Below are 20,054 nucleotides of genomic sequence, written 5' to 3'. Positions count from 1 at the left end.
CGAACGGGGTTGCCATGCGCGCCATCACCCGAAGGGGAGCACTCGGACTCGGCGCCGGGGCCGCCGCCGCTGCCGGACTCGTGGGCTGCGGCAGCCTCACGAACTCGGACGGGCCGAGCACCCCCGGCGGTTCCAGTGGCTCCGGCAAGCCCTCCGGCAGCCCCAGCCCGAAGGTCACCGCCCGCCCCATCGGCGACGGCTCCACCTCCTTCACCGGCAAGCAGCTCCACCAGCCGGCCAAGCCCGTGCCGCTCCAGCCCGGCGAGGAACCGCCGCAGTTCGTCGTCTTCTCCTGGGACGGGGCCGGCGAGGTCGGCAACGGACTCTTCACGCGCTTCCTCGACCTCGCCAAGGAACACGGCGCGAGCATGACCTTCTTCCTCTCCGGGCTCTATCTGCTGCCCGAGTCGAAGAAGCGGCTCTACGACCCGCCGAACAACCCGCGCGGCGCCTCCGACATCGGCTACCTCACCGACGAGCACGTCAGGATGACGCTCGACGGCGTCCGCCGCGCCTGGCTCGAGGGGCACGAGATAGGCACCCACTTCAACGGGCACTTCTGCTCCGGGAACGGGACCGTCGGCAACTGGACGTCCAAGCAGTGGCGCAGCGAGATAGACCAGGCGAAGTCGTTCGTGAAGGAGTGGCGGACCAACACCGGCTGGAGCGACCTGCCCGCGCTGCCCTTCGACTACGACAAGGAACTCGTCGGCGGCCGGACGCCCTGTCTACTCGGCCAGGACAATCTGCTGCCCACCGCCCGCGCCCTCGGCTGGCGTTACGACGCCTCCTCGCCGGGCGGGCGTCAGGTGTGGCCGCAGAAGAAGGACGGGCTCTGGGATCTGCCGTTGCAGCAGATACCTTTCCCCGGCCGCGGTTTCGAGGTCCTCTCGATGGACTACAACATGCTCGCCAACCAGTCGATCAACTCGACCAAGGCGCCCAGCCACAACTATCCGGGCTGGCGGCAGCAGTCCTCGCAGGCGTACATACAGGGATTCAAGCGGGCATTCGAGACGAACCGCGCACCCTTCTTCGTCGGCAACCACTTCGAGCAGTGGAACGGCGGCATCTACATGGACGCCGTCGAGGAGGCCTTCAAGCACATCGCGCGCGAGAAGGAGAAGGGCGCCGACGTACGGCTGGTCTCCTTCCGGCAGTTCGTGGACTGGATCGACGTCCAGAAGCCGGAGGTCCTCGAGAAGCTGCGCACCCTCGACGTCGGGCAGCAGCCCGCCGGGGGCTGGAAGACGTTCCTGGGCGCGAGCGCGCCCTCCGCGTCCACCTCCGCCTCGACCTCGGCGGGTACCGCCGCCAACGCTGCCTGAAATGGGGTTTTCTCCCCGCAAGGGGGGTGGGCAAGATCCCCGGAACGGGCATGCGAAACTTTTCACATGAGTGCCGCCAGCCGCACCCCCCTGTGCTCGACCAGCCGGAACCGTTCGCGCCGTGCCGCCCTGACCGCGGCCGCCGGCGGAGCCGTCGCCGCACTGCTGCTGTCCGCCTGCACCTCCGGAGGAACCGCCGGAGGAGGCGGTGACACCAACTTCGTGATGGGCAAGGACGGCATCTCCACCGCGAAGAAGGGGACCCGCGCCGCGGCCCCCGACCTGTCCGGCAAGAGCGTCGCCGGAGGACAGCTCGACATCGCCGCCTACAAGGGCAAGGTCGTCGTCCTCAACGTGTGGGGCTCCTGGTGCGCTCCGTGCCGTGCCGAGGCGCCGGGCTTCCAGAAGGTCTACACGGACCTCAAGGGCCAGGGTGTGCAGTTCGTCGGCATCAACACCCTCGACACCAGCAACGACAACGCCCTCGCCTTCGAGAAGCGGCAGGGCATCACCTACCCCAGCCTGTCCGACCCGAAGGGCAAGCTGCTGCTGCGCTTCAAGAAGGGCACGCTCAGCCTCCAGGCCATCCCCTCCACGCTGGTCATCGACCGGGAGGGCAAGATCGCGGCCCGGTCGCTGGCCGCGCTCAGCGAGGACAGGCTGCGCAAGATGATCGCGCCCGTCCTCGCGGAGAAGTGACGTGAGCGCGGTCACCACGCTCGCCGCGACGGGTTACAACGACACCGTGCTCAACGGCGCGTTGCTGGTCGCGCTGCCGATCGCGCTGCTCGGCGGGCTCGTCTCCTTCTTCTCGCCGTGCGTCCTGCCGCTCGTCCCCGGCTATCTGTCGTACGTCACCGGCGTCGCCGGCACCGACCTGGCCGAGGCCCGCCGCGGGCGGATGGTCGCCGGTGCCTCGCTCTTCGTCCTCGGCTTCACCGCCGTGTTCGTCTCCAGCGGGGCCCTGTTCGGCTACTTCGGCGAGAACCTCCAGGCCAACCAGGATGTCCTGTCCAAGGTGCTGGGGGTGCTCATGATCCTCATGGGCGTCTTCTTCATGGGGCTGATGCCCTGGATGACCCAGCGGGAGTTCCGCTTCCACAAGCGGCCCGTCGCCGGGCTGGCCGGCGCCCCGCTGCTCGGCGCGCTGTTCGGCATCGGCTGGACCCCGTGCATCGGCCCGACCCTCGCCTCCGTGATCGCCCTCTCCTCCCAGCAGGGAAGCGCGGGCCGCGGTGCCATACTGACCGTCGCCTACTGCCTCGGCCTCGGTGTGCCCTTCGTGCTCGCCGCGGTCGCCTTCCGCAAGGCGCTCGGTGCCTTCGGCTGGGTCAAGCGTCACTACGCCTGGGTGATGCGGATCGGCGGCACGATGATGATCGTGACCGGTCTGCTGCTGCTGACCGGTGCCTGGGACCGCCTTGTGCAGGACATCCAGTCCTGGTCCGTCGGCTTCACCGTAGGGATCTGATTCATGAGCAAGAGCACCGTCGGCCCCGCCCCGGGCGAGACCCCGGCCGCCTCCGACGAGCAGGATCTCGGCGCCGCCGGCTCCCAGCTGTCCACCGCGCCCGTGGACACGCTGGCCAGTGGACCCGCCCTGGGGATCATCGGCTGGGCCCGCTGGTTCTGGCGGCAGCTCACCTCCATGCGGGTCGCGCTGCTGCTGCTCCTGCTGCTGGCGCTCGGCGCGATCCCCGGTTCGCTGATCCCGCAGTCCGGCACCGACGAGACGAAGGTCGCCGAGTTCCGTCAGGCCCACGGGACCCTCGCGCCCATCTACGACAGGCTCGGCCTCTTCCACGTCTACAGCTCGGTGTGGTTCTCCGCGATCTACATCCTGCTGTTCGTCTCCCTCATCGGCTGCATCGTGCCCCGCACCTGGCAGTTCGTCGGTCAGCTGCGCAGCCGCCCGCCGGGCGCGCCGAAGCGGCTGACCCGGCTGCCCGCGTACACGACCTGGCGCACCGACGCCGAGCCGGAACAGGTCCGTGCGGCCGCGCTCACCCTGCTGCGCAAGCGCCGCTTCCGCGCCCACCTGGCCGGGGACGCCGTCGCAGCGGAGAAGGGCTACCTCCGTGAGGTCGGCAACCTCTCCTTCCACATCGCGCTGATCGTGATGCTGGTCTCCTTCGCCTGCGGCCAGCTCTACAAGTCCGAGGGGAACAAGCTGGTCGTGGAGGGCGACGGCTTCTCCAACACCCTCACCCAGTACAACGACTTCAAGTCCGGCAACCTCTTCAGCACCGACGACCTGAACCCGTTCAGCTTCACCCTGGACAAGTTCACCGGCACGTACGAGACCTCGGGTCCCAACACGGGCACCGCGCGCACCTTCCAGTCCGCCATCACCTACAGCGTGGGCGCCTACGGCAAGGACAAGAAGGCCGTCGTCAAGGTCAACCACCCGCTGGAGATCGACGACTCGAAGATCTACCTCACCGCCCACGGCTACGCGCCCGTCATCACCGTCCGCGACGGCAAGGGCGACGTCGTCTACCGCGACGCGGTGCCGCTGCTGCCGCTCGACTCCAACATCACCTCCAGCGGTGTGATCAAGGTCCTCGACGGTTACCGGGACGCCAAGGGCGTCGGTGAGCAGCTGGGCATCTCGGCCTTCTTCCTGCCGACGTACACCAAGGGCAGCGAGGCGGCCTCGACGTTCCCGGCGCTGCGCAACCCGGTGCTGAACCTGACGCCGTACCACGGCGACCTCGGCGTCGACTCGGGCATCCCGCAGAGCGTGTACCAGCTCGACAAGTCGCACATGAAGGAGTTCAAGGACTCCAAGGGCGCTCAGCTGCGGGACAACCTCAAGCCCGGCGAGACCATGACCCTCCCGAACGGCGCCGGCTCGGTGACCTACGAGGGCACCAAGGAGTGGGCGAACTTCCAGATCACCCAGCAGCCCGCGAGCGGCTGGGCGCTGGGCGGGGCCATCGCCGCGATCTTCGGTCTCGCGGGTTCCCTGTTCCTCCAGCGCCGCCGGGTCTGGGTGCGCGCGGTGAAGGGCGACGACGGGGTGACGGTCGTCGAGATGGGCGGACTCGGCCGCAGCGAGTCGGCCAAGGTGCCCGAGGAACTCGGCGACCTCGCCGGAATCCTGTACGACCAGGCTCCCTCGACCCCGGACCCCGACACCCCCGGGCCGTCCGCATCCTCCGCATCCCCCGAACCCGAAGTCGTACCTGCCGAAGGGGCTGAGAAGTGACTCTCGCCGCCACCACGGAGCTTGCCGCCGCCACCAACGAGAACCTCGCGAGCATCAGCAACACGCTGATCTACTCCGCGATGGCCGTCTACACCCTGGCCTTCTTCGCGTACATCGCCGAATGGCTCCTCGGCAGTCGCAGCAAGGTCGGCCGTACCGCCGCCGCGCTCACCGCCACGACCACGGCCAAGGGCCCGGCCGTCACCGCCGAGAAGAAGGGCGGCACGGCCGTCCTGGAGCGGCCGCAGGTCGTCGTGCGCTCCGCGGCCGGCGCGCGTGACGTGCCCGACGGGCCCGGCGCGCACGGCGGTGACGAGCAGGGCGACATGTACGGCCGGATCGCCATCTCCCTCACGGTGCTCGCGTTCCTGGTCGAGCTGGGCGGCGTGATCGCCCGCGCGGCCTCGGTGGAGCGGGCGCCGTGGGGCAACATGTACGAGTTCAACCTCACCTTCTCCACGGTGGCCGTCGGCGTGTACCTCGGGCTGCTGGCGCTGAAGAAGAACGTGCGCTGGCTCGGCCTGTTCCTGATCACCTCGGTCCTGCTGGACCTGGGTCTCGCGGTCACCGTCCTCTACACGGCGAGCGACCAGCTGGTCCCGGCGCTGCACTCGTACTGGCTGTACATCCACGTCTCCACCGCGATCTTCTGCGGCGCGGTGTTCTACGTCGGCGCGGTCGCCACGATCCTGTACCTGTTCAAGGACGCCTACGAGAACAAGCTGGCGACCGGCGGCAAGCCCGGCAGGTTCGCCAACTCGGTCCTGGACCGGCTGCCCGCCTCGGCGTCGCTCGACAAGTTCGCCTACCGCGTCAACGCGGCCGTCTTCCCGCTGTGGACGTTCACGATCATCGCGGGCGCCATCTGGGCGGGCGACGCCTGGGGCCGCTACTGGGGCTGGGACCCCAAGGAGACCTGGTCGTTCATCACCTGGGTCGCCTACGCCTGCTACCTGCACGCTCGGGCCACGGCCGGCTGGAAGGGCCGCAAGGCCGCCTACCTGGCCCTGATCGCGTTCGGCTGCTGGCTGTTCAACTACTACGGCGTCAACATCTTCGTCTCCGGAAAGCACTCGTACGCGGGCGTGTAGCCGCCCCACGGCGAAGGCCGGTTCCCGTGACCCCGGGTCACGGGAACCGGCCTTTTTCCGTCGAGCCGTCAGGACGGCGGCAGGCACTCCGTGGTCGGGGGCTTGCCCTCCGGCCAGGCGATGCGGACGAAGCGGGAGCCGCCGTCGGGGTGGAGTTCCACGATCGGTACGGCCTTGTCGTACGGATTGCCGTGCACGTCCAGGCAGATCCAGCCGCTCGCCCCGCTCACCCGCAGCGAGCCCTTGACCTGCGGCCACTGGAGGCCGACGTCCGCGAGGGGCGGGACGGTCGCGCCGTCGGGCGTGGCCTCGCGGATGCCGTGCACGGCCAGCGTCATCGCGTCGAATCCGATGATCAGCTGGCCGTCCTCCAGGGCGATGTCGCCGATCGGGCCGACCGGCTCGCGGGCGCTGCGGGCGAGGAGGTCGGTGAGGACCTTCGCGTCCGCCGCCGAACCGCCCCGCAGGGTCACGGGGGCGTTCACCCAGGCGTCCGGGTGGGCGAGCGAGGTGTAGCGGACGGAGAGGTTGTGGGTGAGGGCCGTGCGGTCCAGCTTCTTGTCGCCGGACAGGTACGAGCCCTCGTCGCCCGTCAGCACCGTGAACTTCCGGTTCTGGCAGCCGCGCGTGCCGAGCGCGTTGACGAACTGCCGCAACTGCGTGTGCCGGCCCGCGAACAGGATCGTGTCGGTCTCCGCGGAGGTGTCGCACACCAGGTGGGTGATCTGCCGGAAGGTGTTCGCCGTCGTCCCCTCCTGGGTGCGGTCGGCGGGCGGGGTGAACGGCTGCGGCTCGTAGGGCGAACCCTTCAGCAACGCGGCGAACGACGTCTGGAGCGTCCGCGTGTACGGGTCGCCCGGCTTGTCGTACACCAGCAGGGCCCGGCCGGCGTCGACCTCGGCGAACGAGGCCAGGGCGCGTGCCTCGTCCGTGTTGGTGGGGGAGACCCGGGCCAGGCCGGGGAAGGGGTCCTTGCCGTGCTGCCCGTTGGCGAGGTTGTCGGCGGTGATGGAGGCGCCGACCACCGGGATGCCCCGCCGGGTCAGTTCCGCCACGGCCTTCTTGTTGTTGTCGGTGCTCTGCCCGACCCCGGCGACCGCGCGCAGCCGGTCGGGGCCCTTCGCCATCCGCTCCAGTCGGTCGACCATGGTCTCCCAGTGGTCGCTGGTGGCACCCGGGTTGGCGAGCACCAGGCGGATCGCCGGAGCCTGGCCGTTGGAGGTGTGGTTGGCCTGCCACTGGGCCAGGTAGGCGCCCTGCACCTCGTGCTGGATGTCGCTGAGCGTCGAGGGGGTGGAGGCGGTGTACGGCAGCATCAGCGCGACCGTGACGTAACCGCCCGCCTTGAGCCGGTCGTTCTCCCGGTCGATCGCCCGCACCGCGTCCCGCAGCTGGGGATGCCCGAAGTCGTACGCGCCCGTGGCCACGCCCACGCACTCGTCGCTGCCGGCCGGACGGGCCACCCCGGGCGCGCAGGACCGGTCCTCGTCGGTGACCGCCCGCACGGCGAAGAACAGCCCGGTCAGCACGGCGGCCGTGATCAGCAGTGCCAGATAGCGGTAGAGGCGGATCTCCCAGATCTCCCGCAGCCACCGCACCAGCGGGCTTCCGACTCCGTCGGCCATCACGCCACCCCGTCCCCGTCGTCCGGTCCGTGCCCGTCGCCGTCCGTGTCGCCGTCGTCGTCCTCGGCCGGGATGCGCAGCGGGCGGCCCGCGAGGGCGTCCCGGGGCCAGGTCTGGGAGGTCGCGAACAGCAGCGCGCCCCCGGCCGGCCGTTGGTCGGACAGCTGGAGCAGCTCGAACTCCAGCCGCCCGCAGACCTTCGGGTCCGGCAGCACCAGCGGGTCGGTCACCTGCCAGACGGCGTGCAGCAGCCGCCGTATCCGCAGGTGGAGGGCGGCGTTCACGCCCTCCGGCGGCTCCTGCCCGGCGTCCGTGCGGCCCAGTGCGATCGCCGACCGGTGGTCGCCTCGGCCGTCGAAGTCGCGGCCTGCCGCGTCGTGCGCGTGGAAGTAGGGCGCGGACGCCAGGAACCGGAGGGTGTCCAGCCAGGTGCGGGTGCGCAGGCCGGTGAACGTGTCGCGCAGGTAGGCCACCGCGCCGGCCGTGTCGCCGAGCGCCAGCTCGTGGTAGAGCCGGTACCGGGCGTGGGCGGGGTCCTGGCCGTCCGGCTCCCGGCCGTCGGCGTGGGTGTAGTGCCGGATCAGGGTCTCGTGCACCTCGCGCCACTTGGCGTGGTCGGCGGGCCGGTGGTGCAGCCGGAGCAGCAGCAGGGTGCGGGTGAAGGGGTCGCCGACGAAGTGCCCCGGCGCGGCCGGCATCCCCTCCGCGGCGAGCCGCGCCCGCAGCGACCGGACGCCCGACGAACCGAAGTCGTCGGGGAGCTGTGCGTCGGCGAGGGCCACGGCGGAGTCGTGGTCGTGGGCGGCCGCGAGGACCGTCAGCTCGTCGAGCCGGTCGGCGGGCACCAGGCGGCCCAGCAACTCGGCGTACGCGGGCCTGCCGTCGTCGGCCTGCCCCTCCTCCAGCCGGACCTTCGCGGTGAGCAGCCACCCCAACGAGGCGGCCCGCCCGGGGTGTTGCCGGGCGGCGGTCGCGAGCAGCACGATCCCGAGCGGGTTGCCGCCCGTCAGCCGGTGGGTGGCGTGCGGGAATCGGGGCGGCAGCTCGGTGTCGTCGCAGACCGCGCCGACCATGTGCAGGGTGTCGTCGGGGGACAGCGGCGGCAGCGGTACGAGCAGTGCCCGCGAGGAGGGCGAACCGGCCGGCTCCCAGTTCGTGGCCCGGGCCACCTCGGGCAGCTCACGGCGTACGGCGTCGCCGAGCGCCGGATGGCTCGCGCCGCGTACCGTCGCCACCCACACCACCTGGTCGGCGACCCCGTCGGCCCGGTCCCGCAGGACGGCGTCCAGCAGCCCGGGGCCCGGTCCGCTCCGCGCGTTGTCGAGCAGCACGAGCGGCCGGCCCAGCCGGGTCAGATGCGAGCCGAGCCCCGAGTAGGCCTCGGCCAGGTCGGCGAGCAGCGCCCGTACCAGCCAGCGCTCGGCGTGTTCGCGCGAGGTGCCGCCGGCCCGGAAGTTCCCGGCGAGCAGCAGCAGTCCCCGCTTGGCGTTGCCGCCCGCGTTCGGATAGGAGCGGTACCAGGTGGCCGGCTTCTGCTCCTTGCGGTGCGTGACGCCCTCGGAGAGTGCCTCCAGGGTGGCCTCGACGGTCGCCGCGACGAACGGGCCCCCGCCGCTCGCCGCCGCGATCACCTTCGACGCGACCTTGGCCGCCCACCGCCCGGCCAGGCTGAACCGGGAAGCGCGCTCGTTCAGCAGCAGGATCCGCACCAGCTCCCGCCGGATGCGGTCGGAGTCGGTCCGGCCGCTCCAGTCGCTGGCCCGGACCGCCACCAGCCCGGCCGTCAGCCGCGGAAAGGTGAGCTGCCCGGCCGCCCGCACCGGCTCCGTCAGCTGCTCGGCGACGACCAGCAGCGCCTGCCAGACCGGCGACCAGGACTCGGGGCTCTCCTCGTGCGGCGGCCGCGCGAACTGCTCGTCCTCGCAGTCGATCAACGCGACGGGGGTACGTCTGCGGGCCTCGCCCCTGCGGGTGTGTTCCGTGTAGGCGTCCCACAACTCGGCGAGCACCGCGCTCTTGCCCAGACCCCGGCCGCCCGCCAGCACCAGCAGGGGCGGTCCTGCGGGGTGTTCGGGTTTCTCCGCGTGGAGCTCGTACGGACGGATCCCCACGAGTCGCGGTACGAGACCGGCCGGCTCGACGTCGAACAGCGCGCCACGCCCGTACAACCGTCTGTGCACCGCGCTCCTCCCCCAGGGCTCGGTTCCCAACGCAAGGGTAAGGAGAGGGAGTTGGTAAGTGCCAGATCGCCTGGTGTCCGTTGGGTCACGAAACTTCCGGACGTGAGCGGAATGAGGCCGTCATTCCACCGTGATCGAGTCCAGTTTCTCCCGCAGATACACATGCGAGTCGACCGCCTCGTACGCCACCCGGCCGACGGGCGCCGGGACGGACTCCACGAGCGTCCCCGGGGTGCACTCGCCGAAGTAGACGAGGGACATCAGCTCCTCGGCGGGCGCGTCGGCCGGGGGCGGCAGTACGCGGTGCCTGCCCGAGCGCCACCGGTCACCGGTCCAGCGGGCCATCAGGTCGCCGATGTTGATGGTGAAGGCGTCCGGGTCGAAGGGCGCGTCCTCCCAGCCGCCCTCGTCCGTCCAGACCTGGAGCCCGCCCCTGCCGGCCTGCCGGTCGAGGATGGTGACGGTGCCGAAGTCGGTGTGCGGGCCGATCCGGAACTGGCCCGGCCGCGGCTCCCCGACGACCTCCGTACCCGGATACCAGTTGATGTTGAATCCGTAGGTCGGGTGGTCCATGTGCCGGGAGAAGAAGTCCGCCCCGAGGCCGAGGGCCTCCCCGAGCAGGGAGAGCAGCTGCTTCTCCAGTTCACCCATCCGGGTCAGGTACTCCTCGCACAGGCCCCGGAGCTCCGGTACCTCCGCGGGCCACACGTTCGGGGCGTACCACTCCGCGTTGACCACCGGGTCGTCGAAGGGCTCGTGCGTGGCGAAGGTCAGGGACTCCTTCAGGTCCGGCGGGGTCTTCGTCCCCTCCGAGTACCCGTTTGCCTCCGCGCCCGGCCCCAGCCAGCCGCGGCCCCCGACCTTCGCGCCGTAGGCCTGTTTGACGTCGGCGGGCAGCACGAAGAACGACCGGGCGGCCTCCCGGATGCGGTCGCGCAGGGCGGGGTCGACCCCGTGCCCGGTGACCAGCAGGAACCCGGCGGTCCGCAGGGCGTCGTCGACGGTACGGGCGATCGCGGCGCGGGCGCCGGCGTCGCCGGAGAGCCACGGCCCGAGGTCGATGGCCGGGATGCGGGAGGTGCGGGCAGGGGGGTTACTCACCGATGTCCTCGTTCCAGAGAGCCGGGTTCTTCGCGATGAAGTCGCGCATCAGGGCGATGCACTCCCAGTCGTCGAGGAGCACGATCTCGACGCCGTGCTCCGCCAGCCAGTCGTGGCCGCCGTGGAAGGTGCTCGCCTCGCCGACGACCACCCGGGAGATGCCGAACTGGCGGACCAGCCCGGAGCAGTACCAGCAGGGGGACAGGGTGGTCACCATCGTCGTGCCGCGGTACGAGCGCTGCCGTCCCGCCGCGCGGAAGGCGGCCGTCTCCGCGTGCATCGAGGGGTCGTCGTCCTGGACGCGCCGGTTGTGGCCGCGGCCCAGCAGGGTGCCGTCCGGGCCGTAGAGCGCGGCGCCGATCGGGATGCCGCCCTCGGCGAGACCGGCCCGCGCCTCTGCGACGGCGGTGGCGAGCCACGACCGTGCCGTCGCCCGATCCATACGGTCCATACGGTCCTCCTCGACGGGGTGCGTGTCTTCACCTCGATCCGTTCCCGGAGGGGTCCGCGCCGACGCGGGCGCTCACGCGATCGTGTGGCCGGGAGGGGCGGGACACCGCACCCGACCGGGCCGAAGTCCCCCGGGAAATGTCCGGGAGCGGGTCAAGTAACCTGTGCCGATCACCGCCGCAGGCGCGGCAGTTGAGCCCCTGGCGGAAGGAAAGTTCATGGTTGCTGCTCCTGTTCTGGAGGAGCTGCGGGAGGTCTGCCAGCCGCAGGCCAAGCTCGCCAGCCGCAACGGCGAGCACTGGGCGGGACGCCTCTACATGCGGCGCGTCTCGCTGCGGTTCACCCGCCAGCTGGTGCGCACCCGGGTCACCCCGGACCAGCTGACCTGGACGATGGTGGTGTGCGGGGTGCTGTCCGGTGCCGCGCTGCTCGTCCCCGGTCTCGCGGGGGCCGTGCTCGCCGCGCTCCTGATGCAGTTGTTCCTGCTCTTCGACTGCGTGGACGGCGAGGTCGCCCGCTGGAAGGGACAGAACAGCGCGACCGGCATCTACGTCGACCGGCTCGGCGCCTATCTGGCCGACGCGGCACTCATGATCGGCTTCGGCTTCCGGGCCGCCGAGTCCGGCCTCGGCGGCTGGGCGGGCTTCAACGGCTGGGTGTCGCTGGGTCTGGCGACCGCGCTCGGTGTGGTGCTGCTGAAGGCCTCGACCGACCTGGTGGACGTGGCCCGGGCCCGGCGCGGCCTCGCCGTCGCCGACGACGAGGCCACCGCGCCCCGCTCCCAGGGCGTCGCCTCACTGCGCCGGCTCGCCGCCGCCTTCAAGATCCACCGGGTCACCAACGGCATCGAGGCCTCCCTGGTCCTGCTGGCCGTGGCCGCCCTGGACGCGGCGACCGGCGGTGTCGGACCCACCCGCTGGGCGCTGGCTGCCATCGCCGCGATCACCTGGGTGATGGTCCCGGCCCACCTGCTGTCGATCCTGTCGTCGTCCCGGCTGCGGTGACCCGGGCGAGGTAGCCGTGGAGGGCGCCCGCGCCCGCCAGCATCGCGTGGGTGCGGGCCGTCAGCGCCTCCCCGCGGGCCTGGAGCGCCGCCCGCAGGGGCTCGCCGCCGCCCTCCCGGCGCAGGCCATCGAGAACCGGGCGGATCTGCCGGAACAGGTAGTGGCCGCGTCGCAGGGAGTCGACCACCCGGGCGTCGCGCACGTCGGCGGGGCTGAACACGCGGTATCCGGTGCCCCGTTGGCGCGCCGGGCTGAGCAGCCCGGCCGCCTCCCACACCCGCAGCGCCGACGTCCGTACGCCCAGCAGCGCGGCGACCTCGCCGATACGCAGGCCGGAGCGGGGCGCCGCCGGGGGCGTTGCCCCGGCCGCCTCCCGCCGCGCCCGCGCCGTGCCCGGGGGTGCCGGGCCCAGCGCTTCCAGGGCCTCGCCGGTGGCCCGCAGCGCGCCGCGCTCCTCGTGCAGCGCGGCATGCGCGGCGTCCACGAGGGCGAGGGCGGCCGGGACGTCGCCGGCGTGCAGGGTCCGCATGATCCGGGCCGCCACCACGGGTCCGTACCCCTTCACCAGCGTCCGGTAGGTCGTGAGCGCCTGCCGGTGGACGTCCGTGAAGGTGCGGTAGCCGGACGTCGTGCGCTCGGCCGGCGGCAGGACGCCCGCCTCCTCGTAGTTGCGGATCTGCTGGGTCGAGAGCCCGGCGAGTCGGGCGAGGTCGACGGAGCGCAGCGGCCGGCCGGCCGCCGGGCCGGACCTCATGGGCTCGGTGACCGTCGCGTCCTGCGTCAACTCGGCGGTGGCCTGGCCGCTTTGCTGCTCGGGGCTCATCGAACGGCTGTCCTCGGTCGCGCTGCTGTCGGCGTCAGCGTAGCCCGCGCGGCCGATCAGGTGATTCGACGATCGGTCCGGGTGATCCCGAGTGAGTCTCCTCCGGGGAACATCCGGCCGCTCCTATTGTCCTACCTTGTCGATCTTCGGTGTGCAGGGTGTGGAGGATTTGGTGCGAAGACTCGGAAAGATTCCGCTCCGTAATGGTTTGGTCGCCTGTGCCGCGCTGTCGGCCCTCACGGCCGCCGCGGTCGTGCCCGGCTCCGCGCAGGCCGCCGAGCCCGTTCCGGCGGAGCGGTGGATCGTGCAGCTGAAGGACACGGTCGCCGATCCGGGCAAGGTCGCCGAGGAACAGGCGAAGGGACAGGCGTCGGACGGCGGGAGCCGGCTGCGCCATGTCTTCGACGCCACCGTGGACGGGGCGGCCCTCAAGGGGTACGCCCTGGAGGCGACCGCGGACCAGATCGAGGCCATTCGCGCCGACCCGCAGGTCGCCTCGGTCGAACCCGACCACACGGTGTCCCTGCCCGAACCGGTCGCCGGTTCCTCGCTCCAGGCGCCGCGGCAGCGGACGGGCAAGCCGGACGGGGGCGGTGTCGCGTACAAGGGCGACCCGCTGCTCGCCGGGCAGTGGGGCCTGTTCCGGATCGGCGCCGTGGCGGGCTCCGAGCACGGATTCCGGGTGCCGGCGGCCGCCCGGGTCGGGGTGGCGGTGCTGGACACCGGCGTGGACGCCGGTCACCCCGACCTGCGGGTGGCCGGTAACGCCAACTTCAGTACCTCGCCCGGCGCGAACGACCTCCACGGCCACGGGACGCACGTCGCGGGCATCATCCAGGCGCTCAACAACGGCATCGGCGCGGAGGGCACCGCCCCCGGCACCCGGTTGTGGAACGTCAAGGTCCTGGGTGACGGCGGCTCAGGGCTCTTCTCCGACCTCATCGCGGGCCTGAACTGGGTCGCCCAGAACGCGAAGGCGAAGAACATCCGGGTCGCCAACCTGAGTCTGGGAACCTCGGTGGACAGTCCGCTGGTGCATCAGGCCGTCCGGCTGGCCACCCAGGCGGGCGTCGCCGTGGTGGCCTCAGCGGGCAACGCCGGTACGACCGCGCTGAACTACCCGGCGGCCTACCCGGAGGCGATCAGCGTCGCCGCCACCACGGTGTTCGACCAGCGGGCGCCCTTCTCCAACTACGGAGCGTCGTGGGTGGACATCGCCGCCCCGGGCGCCGACATCCTCTCCACTCTCCCCACCCGCGCCACGCCGCTGGGCGAGGACTACGGGTTCCTCTCCGGCACGAGCATGGCCGCGCCCTTCGTCACCGGCTCCGCCGCGCTGTGCCTGACCTCCGGTCACTGCAAGGGCAACGCCCGCGACATCCTGCGCACGCTCGGCCGGGACGCCCGGCCCGTCGCCGGCACCGGCTCGGACTACCGGTACGGACTCGTCCAGGTCGGCTGCTACTGGCAGCACGCTCCCCAGTGCTCGCCCAGGTCCGTCGAACACGACGCCGCCTAGGATCCGCCCCCGCTCCGGGGTCACCCGTTCCGGCTGTGGCCCCCCGCGTCCACGCCCCGGCGCCCGCGTCTCACCGAGACCGCAGGGCGCCGTCGGCGTGTCTCAGGCCTGCGGAGGCTGGGGGTCCTCACCGGACTCGCGGCGCTTCAGCTCGTCCTCGCGGCGGCGCAGGTCGGCCTCCCAGTCCTTGAGGAGAGCCTCGTCGTCCTTCTTGTCCTCGCCCTTGTTCTCCTTGAGGGACTTGAGGAACTCGGGGTTGTCGTCGGGCGCGACCCACTCGGCGCGTCGGCCGCGGGACGACTCGGCCGGAGCGCCACCGCCCACGGGCGCGCGGCGCGCCTTTCCTGCCACCAGCCACGCGACCGGACCGACGAGCACCTCGCCGAAGAGCAGGATGATGATGACCCAGACCACCTTCGGCAGCCCCCGCACCTCCTCCTCGGGGGTGTTGAGGCAGTCGATGAAGGCGTAGATCCACAGCGCCAGTACCAGCAGGAACGGCAGATACCTGAGCATGGTGGCGGGTTCCCCCAGGAGACGGTGACGGCGACGGGGGTGCGGGAGCGCCCCGGTGACCGGGCCAGGGTAGCGGGTGGCGGAAAACGTTCCCGCGAGGCGGTGCGGGCTCGTAGTGCGGGGCGCGCGTCGGCGCCGGACGGGCCTCGGCGATACTGGGACACATGGCTTACGACGATCTTCGTTCCCTGCTCAGGGCACTGGAACGCGAAGGCGACCTCAAGCGCGTCAAGGCTGAGGTCGATCCGTATCTGGAAATCGGGGAGATCGTCGACCGGGTCCAGAAGTCCGGTGGCCCCGCGCTGCTCTTCGAGAACGTGAAGGGGTCGAGCATGCCCCTCGCGATGAACGTGTTCGGCACCGACCGACGGCTCCTGAAGGCCCTCGGCCTCAAGTCCTACGCCGAGATCAGCGAGAAGATCGGCGGACTGCTGCGGCCCGAGCTGCCGCACGGGTTCGTCGGCGTCCGCGAGGCGTTCGGCAAGCTCGGCGCGATGACGCACGTCCCTCCGAAGAAGGTGAAGCCCCAGGACGCACCCGTCCAGGAGGTGGTCCTGCACGGTGACGACGTCGACCTCGACGCCCTCCCCGCCCTCTTCACCTGGCCGCAGGACGGCGGCTCCTTCTTCAACCTGGGCCTGACGCACACCAAGGACCCGGAGAGCGGGATCCGCAACCTCGGCCTGTACCGCCTCCAGCGTCACGACAAGCGCACGATCGGCATGCACTGGCAGATCCACAAGGACAGCCGCAACCACTACCAGGTCGCCGCCCGCAAGGGCGAGAAGCTCCCCGTCGCGATCGCCTTCGGTTGCCCGCCCGCCGTGACGTACGCCTCCACCGCCCCGCTCCCCGGCGACATCGACGAGTACCTCTTCGCCGGCTTCATCGCGGGCAAGCGGATCGAGATGGTCGACTGCAAGACCGTCCCGCTCCAGGTGCCGGCGCAGGCGGAGGTCGTGATCGAGGGCTGGCTGGAGCCGGGCGAGATGCTGCCGGAGGGCCCGTTCGGCGACCACACCGGCTTCTACACCCCGCAGGAGCCGTTCCCCGCGCTGAAGATCGACTGCGTGACGATGCGCAAGCGTCCGCTGCTCCAGTCGATCGTGGTCGGCCGGCCGCCGACGGAGGACGGCCCGCTGGGCCGCGCCACGGAACGCTTCTTCCTCCCGCTGCTGAAGATCATCGTCCCGGACATCGTGGACTACCACCTGCCCGAGGCCGGCGGTTTCCACAACTGCGCGATCGTCTCGATCGACAAGAAGTACCCCAAGCACGCGCAGAAGGTCATGCACGCGGTCTGGGGCGCCCACATGATGTCCCTGACCAAGCTGATCGTGGTCGTCGACGCGGACTGCGACGTCCACGATCTGCACGAGGTCGCGTGGCGGGCGCTCGGCAACACCGACTACGCCCGCGACCTGTCCGTCGTCGAAGGCCCGGTCGACCATCTCGACCACGCCTCCTACCAGCAGTTCTGGGGCGGCAAGGCGGGCATCGACGCGACGCGGAAGTGGCCCGAGGAGGGGTACACGCGAGACGGGGGCTGGCCGGAGATGGTGCTGTCCGACCCGGATACGGCGGCGAAGGTCGACCGCCGCTGGAAGGAGTACGGCCTGTGAGTTCCGCTTCCGCGGCGCTGCCGCAGCCAGGACGCACCAAGGCCTTCCTGCGGCTGGTGATGATCGAGCACTCGGTCTTCGCGCTGCCCTTCGCCTACATCGCCGCGCTGACGGCGATGTTCCAGACCGACGAGAACATCCACTGGGGCAGGCTGCTGCTGGTCACCGTCTGCATGGTGGGCCTGCGCACCTTCGCCATGGCGGTCAACCGGATCATCGACCGCGAGATCGACGCCCGTAACCCCCGCACGGCGCACCGCGAGCTGGTGACGGGCGCGATGTCGGTGCGGCATGCCTGGACCGGCGCCCTGATCGCCCTGGTGATCTTCCTGGGCGCGGCGGCGCTGCTGAACCCGCTCTGCCTGGCCCTGGCTCCCATCGCGGTGATCCCGATGGTGGTCTACCCGTACGGCAAACGCTTCACGAACTTCCCGCAGGCCATCCTCGGCCTGGCGCAGGCGATGGGCCCGATCGGCGGCTGGCTGGCGATCACCGGCGAGTGGTCCTGGGACGCGGTGATCCTGGGCCTGGCGGTGGGCATCTGGATCGGCGGCTTCGACCTGATCTACGCCTGCCAGGACGTGGAGACGGACCGCGAGGTCGGCGTCCTGTCGGTCCCGGCCCGCTTCGGCATCCCGGCGGCGGTCTGGGGGGCGCGGGTCTGTCACGCGATCACGACGGCCCTGTTCGTCTGGTACGCCCTGGCCACCGACGCCGGCGCCTTCTTCTGGCTCGGCCTGGTGATCGTCGCGGGTGCCTTCGGCTACGAGCACACGATCGTGCGGCCCCACGACCTGACCCGCCTGAACAGGGCGTTCTTCTCGACGAACGGGTTCATCGGCATCAGCCTGTTCGGGTGTGCGCTGATCGACCTGCTGGTGCGGGGGCTCACGCTCTAGGGCCGGGCGGTCCGTGCGATCCGGCCATGTACTCCGTCCGGGTGAACGGGCGGGCGGAGGGAGCGAAGGGGGCACGCGGGCTCCAGGGCCGACCGGTCCTGAAGACCACTCCGCCCACCGGTACGCTCAAGGTGTGAACGCAGGAGAAACGCAGCGCGTGCCTTGGATCGTGGGGGTGTCCGGGGCGTCCGGTACGCCCTATGCCGCCGCTGTGCTGCGCGCGCTGCTCGCCGCGGGGGAGAGCGTCGACCTGGTGGTCAGCCGGGCCTCGCGGCTCACCCTGCTCGACGAGACGGGGATCTCCTTCCGGGACGCGCACTGGCGCGACGACCTGCGGGAATGGCTCGCGCGGGGGGCCGACGGGAAGCCGGGCACCTTCGACGTGGATCTCGGCGGTGGCGGGGGCGAGGGCGAGAGCGACCGGGTGCGGTACTGGGCGGCCGGGGACCTGGCCGCCGGACCCTCCTCCGGGTCGTATGCCACGAAGGGCATGCTGATCGTGCCCGCCTCCACCGCCTGTGTGGCCGGGGTCGCCCTCGGGCTCTCCAAGGACCTCCTCCAGCGGGCGGCGAGCGTGACGCTCAAGGAACGGCGCCCGCTGGTCGTGGCCGTACGGGAGACCCCGCTGAACGGGCAGACCCTGCGTCATCTGGTCGCCCTGGACGAGGCGGGCGCGAGCGTCGTGCCGGCCTCCCCGGCCTTCTACGCGGGCGCCACCCACATCCAGGACCTGGTGGACTTCGTCGCCGGGCGGGTCCTCGACGTGGCGGGCGTCGGGCACGGGCTGTACCGCCGCTGGAAGGGCGAGATCGGCGGCGGCTCCCGCCCTCCCGCCTGAGCATCGGACGCGGACGGCGCGGGCGGCACGCACCACCGCTTCGGGAAACCCGCTTCAGAAACACCCGCTTCAGAAAAACCCGCTTCAGAAAAACCCGTTTCAGGAACTCCCCCCACACTCCTCATCTCTCCTCATCGGAAGGCTTCGATCGCATGGACGCGGTGGACAGGCAGCTCATCCAGGCCCTGAGGGAGAACGGCCGGGCCTCCTACGCGGAGCTGGGACGCCTCGTCGGTCTGTCGGGACCCAGCGTCACCGACCGCATCAACCGGCTGGAGGCGGCCGGTGTCATCACCGGCTACCGCGCCACGGTGAACGCCGCCCAGCTCGGCCTCGGCGTCACCGCCCTCATCGGCATCTCCCTCTCCGACGCCGCCGACCACGAGGACGTGGCGAACCGGATGAAGGACCTCAGCGAGATCGAGGACTGCTGGTTCATCGCCGGCGACGACTCGTTCATGCTCAAGGTGCGGGCGAACGACGTGGACGGTCTCGAACGGATCATCCGGCGCCTCAGCGGGACCAAGGGCGTGTCCCGGACCCGTACCACCATCGTGCTCTCCACCAAGTGGGAGAACCGGGTCGGGGAGCTTCCGGAAGAGGTATAGCCGTACGGTGGGTTGTCGGTTGTCGGTTGGTCATCGCAGAAAGTCGTAGAGAGGTGTGGGCATGGATGTCGGACTCAAGCGCGAGCTGGAGGAGAAGGTCAGGGCCGGTGAGCGGCTGACCCGTGAGGACGGCATCGCGCTGTACGAGTCGGACGACCTGGCGTGGCTGGGCGGACTGGCGCACGAGGTGCGGACCCGCAAGAACGGCGACGTCGTGCACTTCAACGTCAACCGGCACCTCAACATGACGAACGTGTGCACGGCCTCCTGCGCCTACTGCTCCTTCCAGCGCAAGCCGGGCGAGAAGGACGCGTACACGATGCGCATCGAGGAGGCGGTGAAGCTCGCCAAGGCGATGGAGGGCGAGAACCTCACCGAGCTGCACATCGTCAACGGCCTGCACCCGAACCTGCCGTGGCGCTACTACCCGCGCTCGCTGCGGGAGTTGAAGGCCGCGCTCCCGGACGTCTCCCTGAAGGCGTTCACGGCGACGGAGATCCACCACTTCGAGACGATCAGCGGGCTGTCCGCCTCCGAGATCCTCGACGAGCTGATCGACGCCGGTCTGGAGTCGCTGACCGGCGGCGGCGCCGAGATCTTCGACTGGGAGGTCCGGCAGCACATCGTCGACCACCGCACGCACTGGGAGGACTGGTCGCGCATCCACCGGCTGGCGCACGAGAAGGGGCTCAAGACCCCGTGCACCATGCTGTACGGACACATCGAGGAGCCCCGCCACCGCGTCGACCACGTCCTGCGCCTGCGTGAGCTCCAGGACGAGACGAACGGCTTCCAGGTCTTCATCCCCCTGCGCTACCAGCACGACTTCGTGGACATGCAGGACGGCAAGGTCCGCAACCGGCTCCAGGCCCGCACCCAGATGGCGACCGGCGCGGAGGCCCTCAAGACCTTCGCGGTCTCCCGGCTGCTCTTCGACAACGTCCCGCACGTCAAGGTCTTCTGGGTCATGCACGGCGTCCAGACCGCGCAGCTCGCGCTCCAGCACGGCGCCGACGACATGGACGGCTCGGTCGTCGAGTACAAGATCACGCACGACGCCGACAACTACGGCACCCCGAACAAGCTGACCCGCGACGACCTGCTGGACCTCATCCGGGACGCCGGCTTCCGCCCGGTGGAGCGCAACACCCGGTACGAGATCATCCGCGAGTACGACGGCCCGGACCCGGAGCTCCGCGAGTCGCCGCAGCCGATGCGGGTCTGAGGCGGTAGGAGCAG

At 71.0% G+C, this 20,054-nt stretch carries 18 protein-coding genes; 12 read left to right on the top strand and 6 right to left on the bottom strand.

Going from position 1 to position 20,054, the window contains the following annotated elements; all coding sequences use genetic code 11:
- Positions 1-14: 14 nt before the first annotated feature.
- From OHU34_RS18145 to ccsB, 5 genes are all read left to right on the top strand, one after another.
- Positions 15-1,328, top strand: a complete 1,314-nt coding sequence (locus OHU34_RS18145) for a hypothetical protein (RefSeq protein WP_142267989.1) — start codon at positions 15-17, stop codon at positions 1,326-1,328.
- Between the two features lie 66 nt (positions 1,329-1,394).
- The gene (locus OHU34_RS18140) at positions 1,395-2,027 is read left to right on the top strand and encodes a TlpA disulfide reductase family protein (protein ID WP_142265623.1); all 633 of its coding nucleotides are present in this window, start codon (positions 1,395-1,397) and stop codon (positions 2,025-2,027) included.
- A 1-nt stretch (position 2,028) separates the two neighbouring features.
- Entirely contained in the window at positions 2,029-2,799 is a 771-nt protein-coding gene (locus OHU34_RS18135; RefSeq protein ID WP_020130083.1) for a cytochrome c biogenesis CcdA family protein, read from the top strand.
- A 3-nt stretch (positions 2,800-2,802) separates the two neighbouring features.
- Complete coding sequence (locus OHU34_RS18130; RefSeq protein WP_142265624.1) at positions 2,803-4,539, top strand: cytochrome c biogenesis protein ResB; 1,737 nt, start codon at positions 2,803-2,805, stop codon at positions 4,537-4,539.
- Entirely contained in the window at positions 4,536-5,630 is a 1,095-nt protein-coding gene (gene ccsB / locus OHU34_RS18125; RefSeq protein ID WP_142265625.1) for a c-type cytochrome biogenesis protein CcsB, read from the top strand. The genes OHU34_RS18130 and ccsB overlap by 4 nt, the downstream gene beginning before the upstream one ends.
- Positions 5,631-5,698: 68 nt before the next feature.
- Here the strand turns inward: ccsB and OHU34_RS18120 are convergent, their stop codons facing one another.
- The 4 genes from OHU34_RS18120 to OHU34_RS18105 all read right to left on the bottom strand — a co-directional run bounded on the left by OHU34_RS18120 (position 5,699) and on the right by OHU34_RS18105 (position 10,978).
- The gene (locus OHU34_RS18120) at positions 5,699-7,255 is read right to left on the bottom strand and encodes a hypothetical protein (protein WP_142265626.1); all 1,557 of its coding nucleotides are present in this window, start codon (positions 7,253-7,255) and stop codon (positions 5,699-5,701) included.
- Positions 7,255-9,435 carry a hypothetical protein gene (locus OHU34_RS18115; protein WP_405767221.1) on the bottom strand — a complete coding sequence of 727 codons (2,181 nt, stop codon included), beginning with the start codon at positions 9,433-9,435 and terminating at the stop codon, positions 7,255-7,257. The genes OHU34_RS18120 and OHU34_RS18115 overlap by 1 nt, the downstream gene beginning before the upstream one ends.
- A 120-nt stretch (positions 9,436-9,555) precedes the next feature.
- Positions 9,556-10,536 (bottom strand): isopenicillin N synthase family oxygenase, encoded by a 981-nt coding sequence (locus tag OHU34_RS18110; RefSeq protein WP_142265627.1) that lies wholly within the window; start codon positions 10,534-10,536, stop codon positions 9,556-9,558.
- A complete protein-coding gene (locus OHU34_RS18105) occupies positions 10,529-10,978 on the bottom strand; it encodes a nucleoside deaminase (protein WP_405772288.1) in 450 nt (149 codons plus the stop codon). Before OHU34_RS18105 ends, OHU34_RS18110 begins: the two co-directional genes overlap by 8 nt.
- Before the next feature lie 226 nt (positions 10,979-11,204).
- Here OHU34_RS18105 and OHU34_RS18100 point away from each other — a divergent pair, with 226 nt between their 5' ends.
- Positions 11,205-11,990 carry a CDP-alcohol phosphatidyltransferase family protein gene (locus OHU34_RS18100; RefSeq protein WP_020130090.1) on the top strand — a complete coding sequence of 262 codons (786 nt, stop codon included), beginning with the start codon at positions 11,205-11,207 and terminating at the stop codon, positions 11,988-11,990.
- Here the strand turns inward: OHU34_RS18100 and OHU34_RS18095 are convergent.
- Complete coding sequence (locus tag OHU34_RS18095) at positions 11,929-12,744, bottom strand: MerR family transcriptional regulator (protein ID WP_142267991.1); 816 nt, start codon at positions 12,742-12,744, stop codon at positions 11,929-11,931. The genes OHU34_RS18100 and OHU34_RS18095 overlap by 62 nt on opposite strands.
- A 241-nt stretch (positions 12,745-12,985) precedes the next feature.
- Here OHU34_RS18095 and OHU34_RS18090 point away from each other — a divergent pair, with 241 nt between their 5' ends.
- A complete protein-coding gene (locus OHU34_RS18090) occupies positions 12,986-14,332 on the top strand; it encodes a S8 family peptidase (RefSeq protein ID WP_160159996.1) in 1,347 nt (448 codons plus the stop codon).
- A 102-nt stretch (positions 14,333-14,434) separates the two neighbouring features.
- Here OHU34_RS18090 and OHU34_RS18085 read toward each other — a convergent pair whose 3' ends face one another.
- Positions 14,435-14,848 carry a PLD nuclease N-terminal domain-containing protein gene (locus OHU34_RS18085; protein WP_142265630.1) on the bottom strand — a complete coding sequence of 138 codons (414 nt, stop codon included), beginning with the start codon at positions 14,846-14,848 and terminating at the stop codon, positions 14,435-14,437.
- Between the two features lie 164 nt (positions 14,849-15,012).
- Here OHU34_RS18085 and OHU34_RS18080 point away from each other — a divergent pair, with 164 nt between their 5' ends.
- The 5 genes from OHU34_RS18080 (at position 15,013) to mqnE (ending at position 20,040) form a co-directional block, all read left to right on the top strand.
- Positions 15,013-16,470 (top strand): menaquinone biosynthesis decarboxylase, encoded by a 1,458-nt coding sequence (locus OHU34_RS18080; protein ID WP_142265631.1) that lies wholly within the window; start codon positions 15,013-15,015, stop codon positions 16,468-16,470.
- A complete protein-coding gene (gene mqnP, locus OHU34_RS18075) occupies positions 16,467-17,369 on the top strand; it encodes a menaquinone biosynthesis prenyltransferase MqnP (RefSeq protein WP_142265632.1) in 903 nt (300 codons plus the stop codon). Before OHU34_RS18080 ends, mqnP begins: the two co-directional genes overlap by 4 nt.
- Before the next feature lie 157 nt (positions 17,370-17,526).
- Positions 17,527-18,207, top strand: coding sequence for a UbiX family flavin prenyltransferase (locus OHU34_RS18070; protein WP_142267992.1), 681 nt, complete (start codon positions 17,527-17,529; stop codon positions 18,205-18,207).
- Positions 18,208-18,359: 152 nt separating this feature from the next.
- Positions 18,360-18,815, top strand: a complete 456-nt coding sequence (locus OHU34_RS18065; RefSeq protein WP_054238669.1) for an Lrp/AsnC family transcriptional regulator — start codon at positions 18,360-18,362, stop codon at positions 18,813-18,815.
- Between the two features lie 61 nt (positions 18,816-18,876).
- Positions 18,877-20,040 carry an aminofutalosine synthase MqnE gene (gene mqnE / locus OHU34_RS18060; protein WP_230194956.1) on the top strand — a complete coding sequence of 388 codons (1,164 nt, stop codon included), beginning with the start codon at positions 18,877-18,879 and terminating at the stop codon, positions 20,038-20,040.
- Positions 20,041-20,054 lie beyond the last annotated feature (14 nt).

This window comes from Streptomyces sp. NBC_00080, assembly GCF_045041255.1.
GTDB lineage: Bacteria > Actinomycetota > Actinomycetes > Streptomycetales > Streptomycetaceae > Streptomyces > Streptomyces coriariae.
The sequence above is the reverse complement of the archived record's forward strand: the minus strand, read 5'-3'. Positions and strand labels throughout refer to the sequence as shown.

What these genes read in the sequence shown, in the direction of transcription:
- OHU34_RS18065 (WP_054238669.1), top strand. Translation starts at nt 18,360, where the DNA reads ATGGACGCGGTGGACAGGCAGCTCATCCAGGCCCTGAGGGAGAACGGC.
- OHU34_RS18120 (WP_142265626.1), bottom strand. Translation starts at nt 7,255, where the DNA reads ATGGCCGACGGAGTCGGAAGCCCGCTGGTGCGGTGGCTGCGGGAGATC.
- OHU34_RS18080 (WP_142265631.1), top strand. Translation starts at nt 15,013, where the DNA reads ATGGCTTACGACGATCTTCGTTCCCTGCTCAGGGCACTGGAACGCGAA.
- OHU34_RS18085 (WP_142265630.1), bottom strand. Translation starts at nt 14,848, where the DNA reads ATGCTCAGGTATCTGCCGTTCCTGCTGGTACTGGCGCTGTGGATCTAC.
- OHU34_RS18130 (WP_142265624.1), top strand. Translation starts at nt 2,803, where the DNA reads ATGAGCAAGAGCACCGTCGGCCCCGCCCCGGGCGAGACCCCGGCCGCC.
- OHU34_RS18095 (WP_142267991.1), bottom strand. Translation starts at nt 12,744, where the DNA reads ATGAGGTCCGGCCCGGCGGCCGGCCGGCCGCTGCGCTCCGTCGACCTC.
- OHU34_RS18140 (WP_142265623.1), top strand. Translation starts at nt 1,395, where the DNA reads ATGAGTGCCGCCAGCCGCACCCCCCTGTGCTCGACCAGCCGGAACCGT.
- mqnE (WP_230194956.1), top strand. Translation starts at nt 18,877, where the DNA reads ATGGATGTCGGACTCAAGCGCGAGCTGGAGGAGAAGGTCAGGGCCGGT.
- OHU34_RS18145 (WP_142267989.1), top strand. Translation starts at nt 15, where the DNA reads ATGCGCGCCATCACCCGAAGGGGAGCACTCGGACTCGGCGCCGGGGCC.
- OHU34_RS18100 (WP_020130090.1), top strand. Translation starts at nt 11,205, where the DNA reads ATGGTTGCTGCTCCTGTTCTGGAGGAGCTGCGGGAGGTCTGCCAGCCG.
- OHU34_RS18105 (WP_405772288.1), bottom strand. Translation starts at nt 10,978, where the DNA reads ATGGATCGGGCGACGGCACGGTCGTGGCTCGCCACCGCCGTCGCAGAG.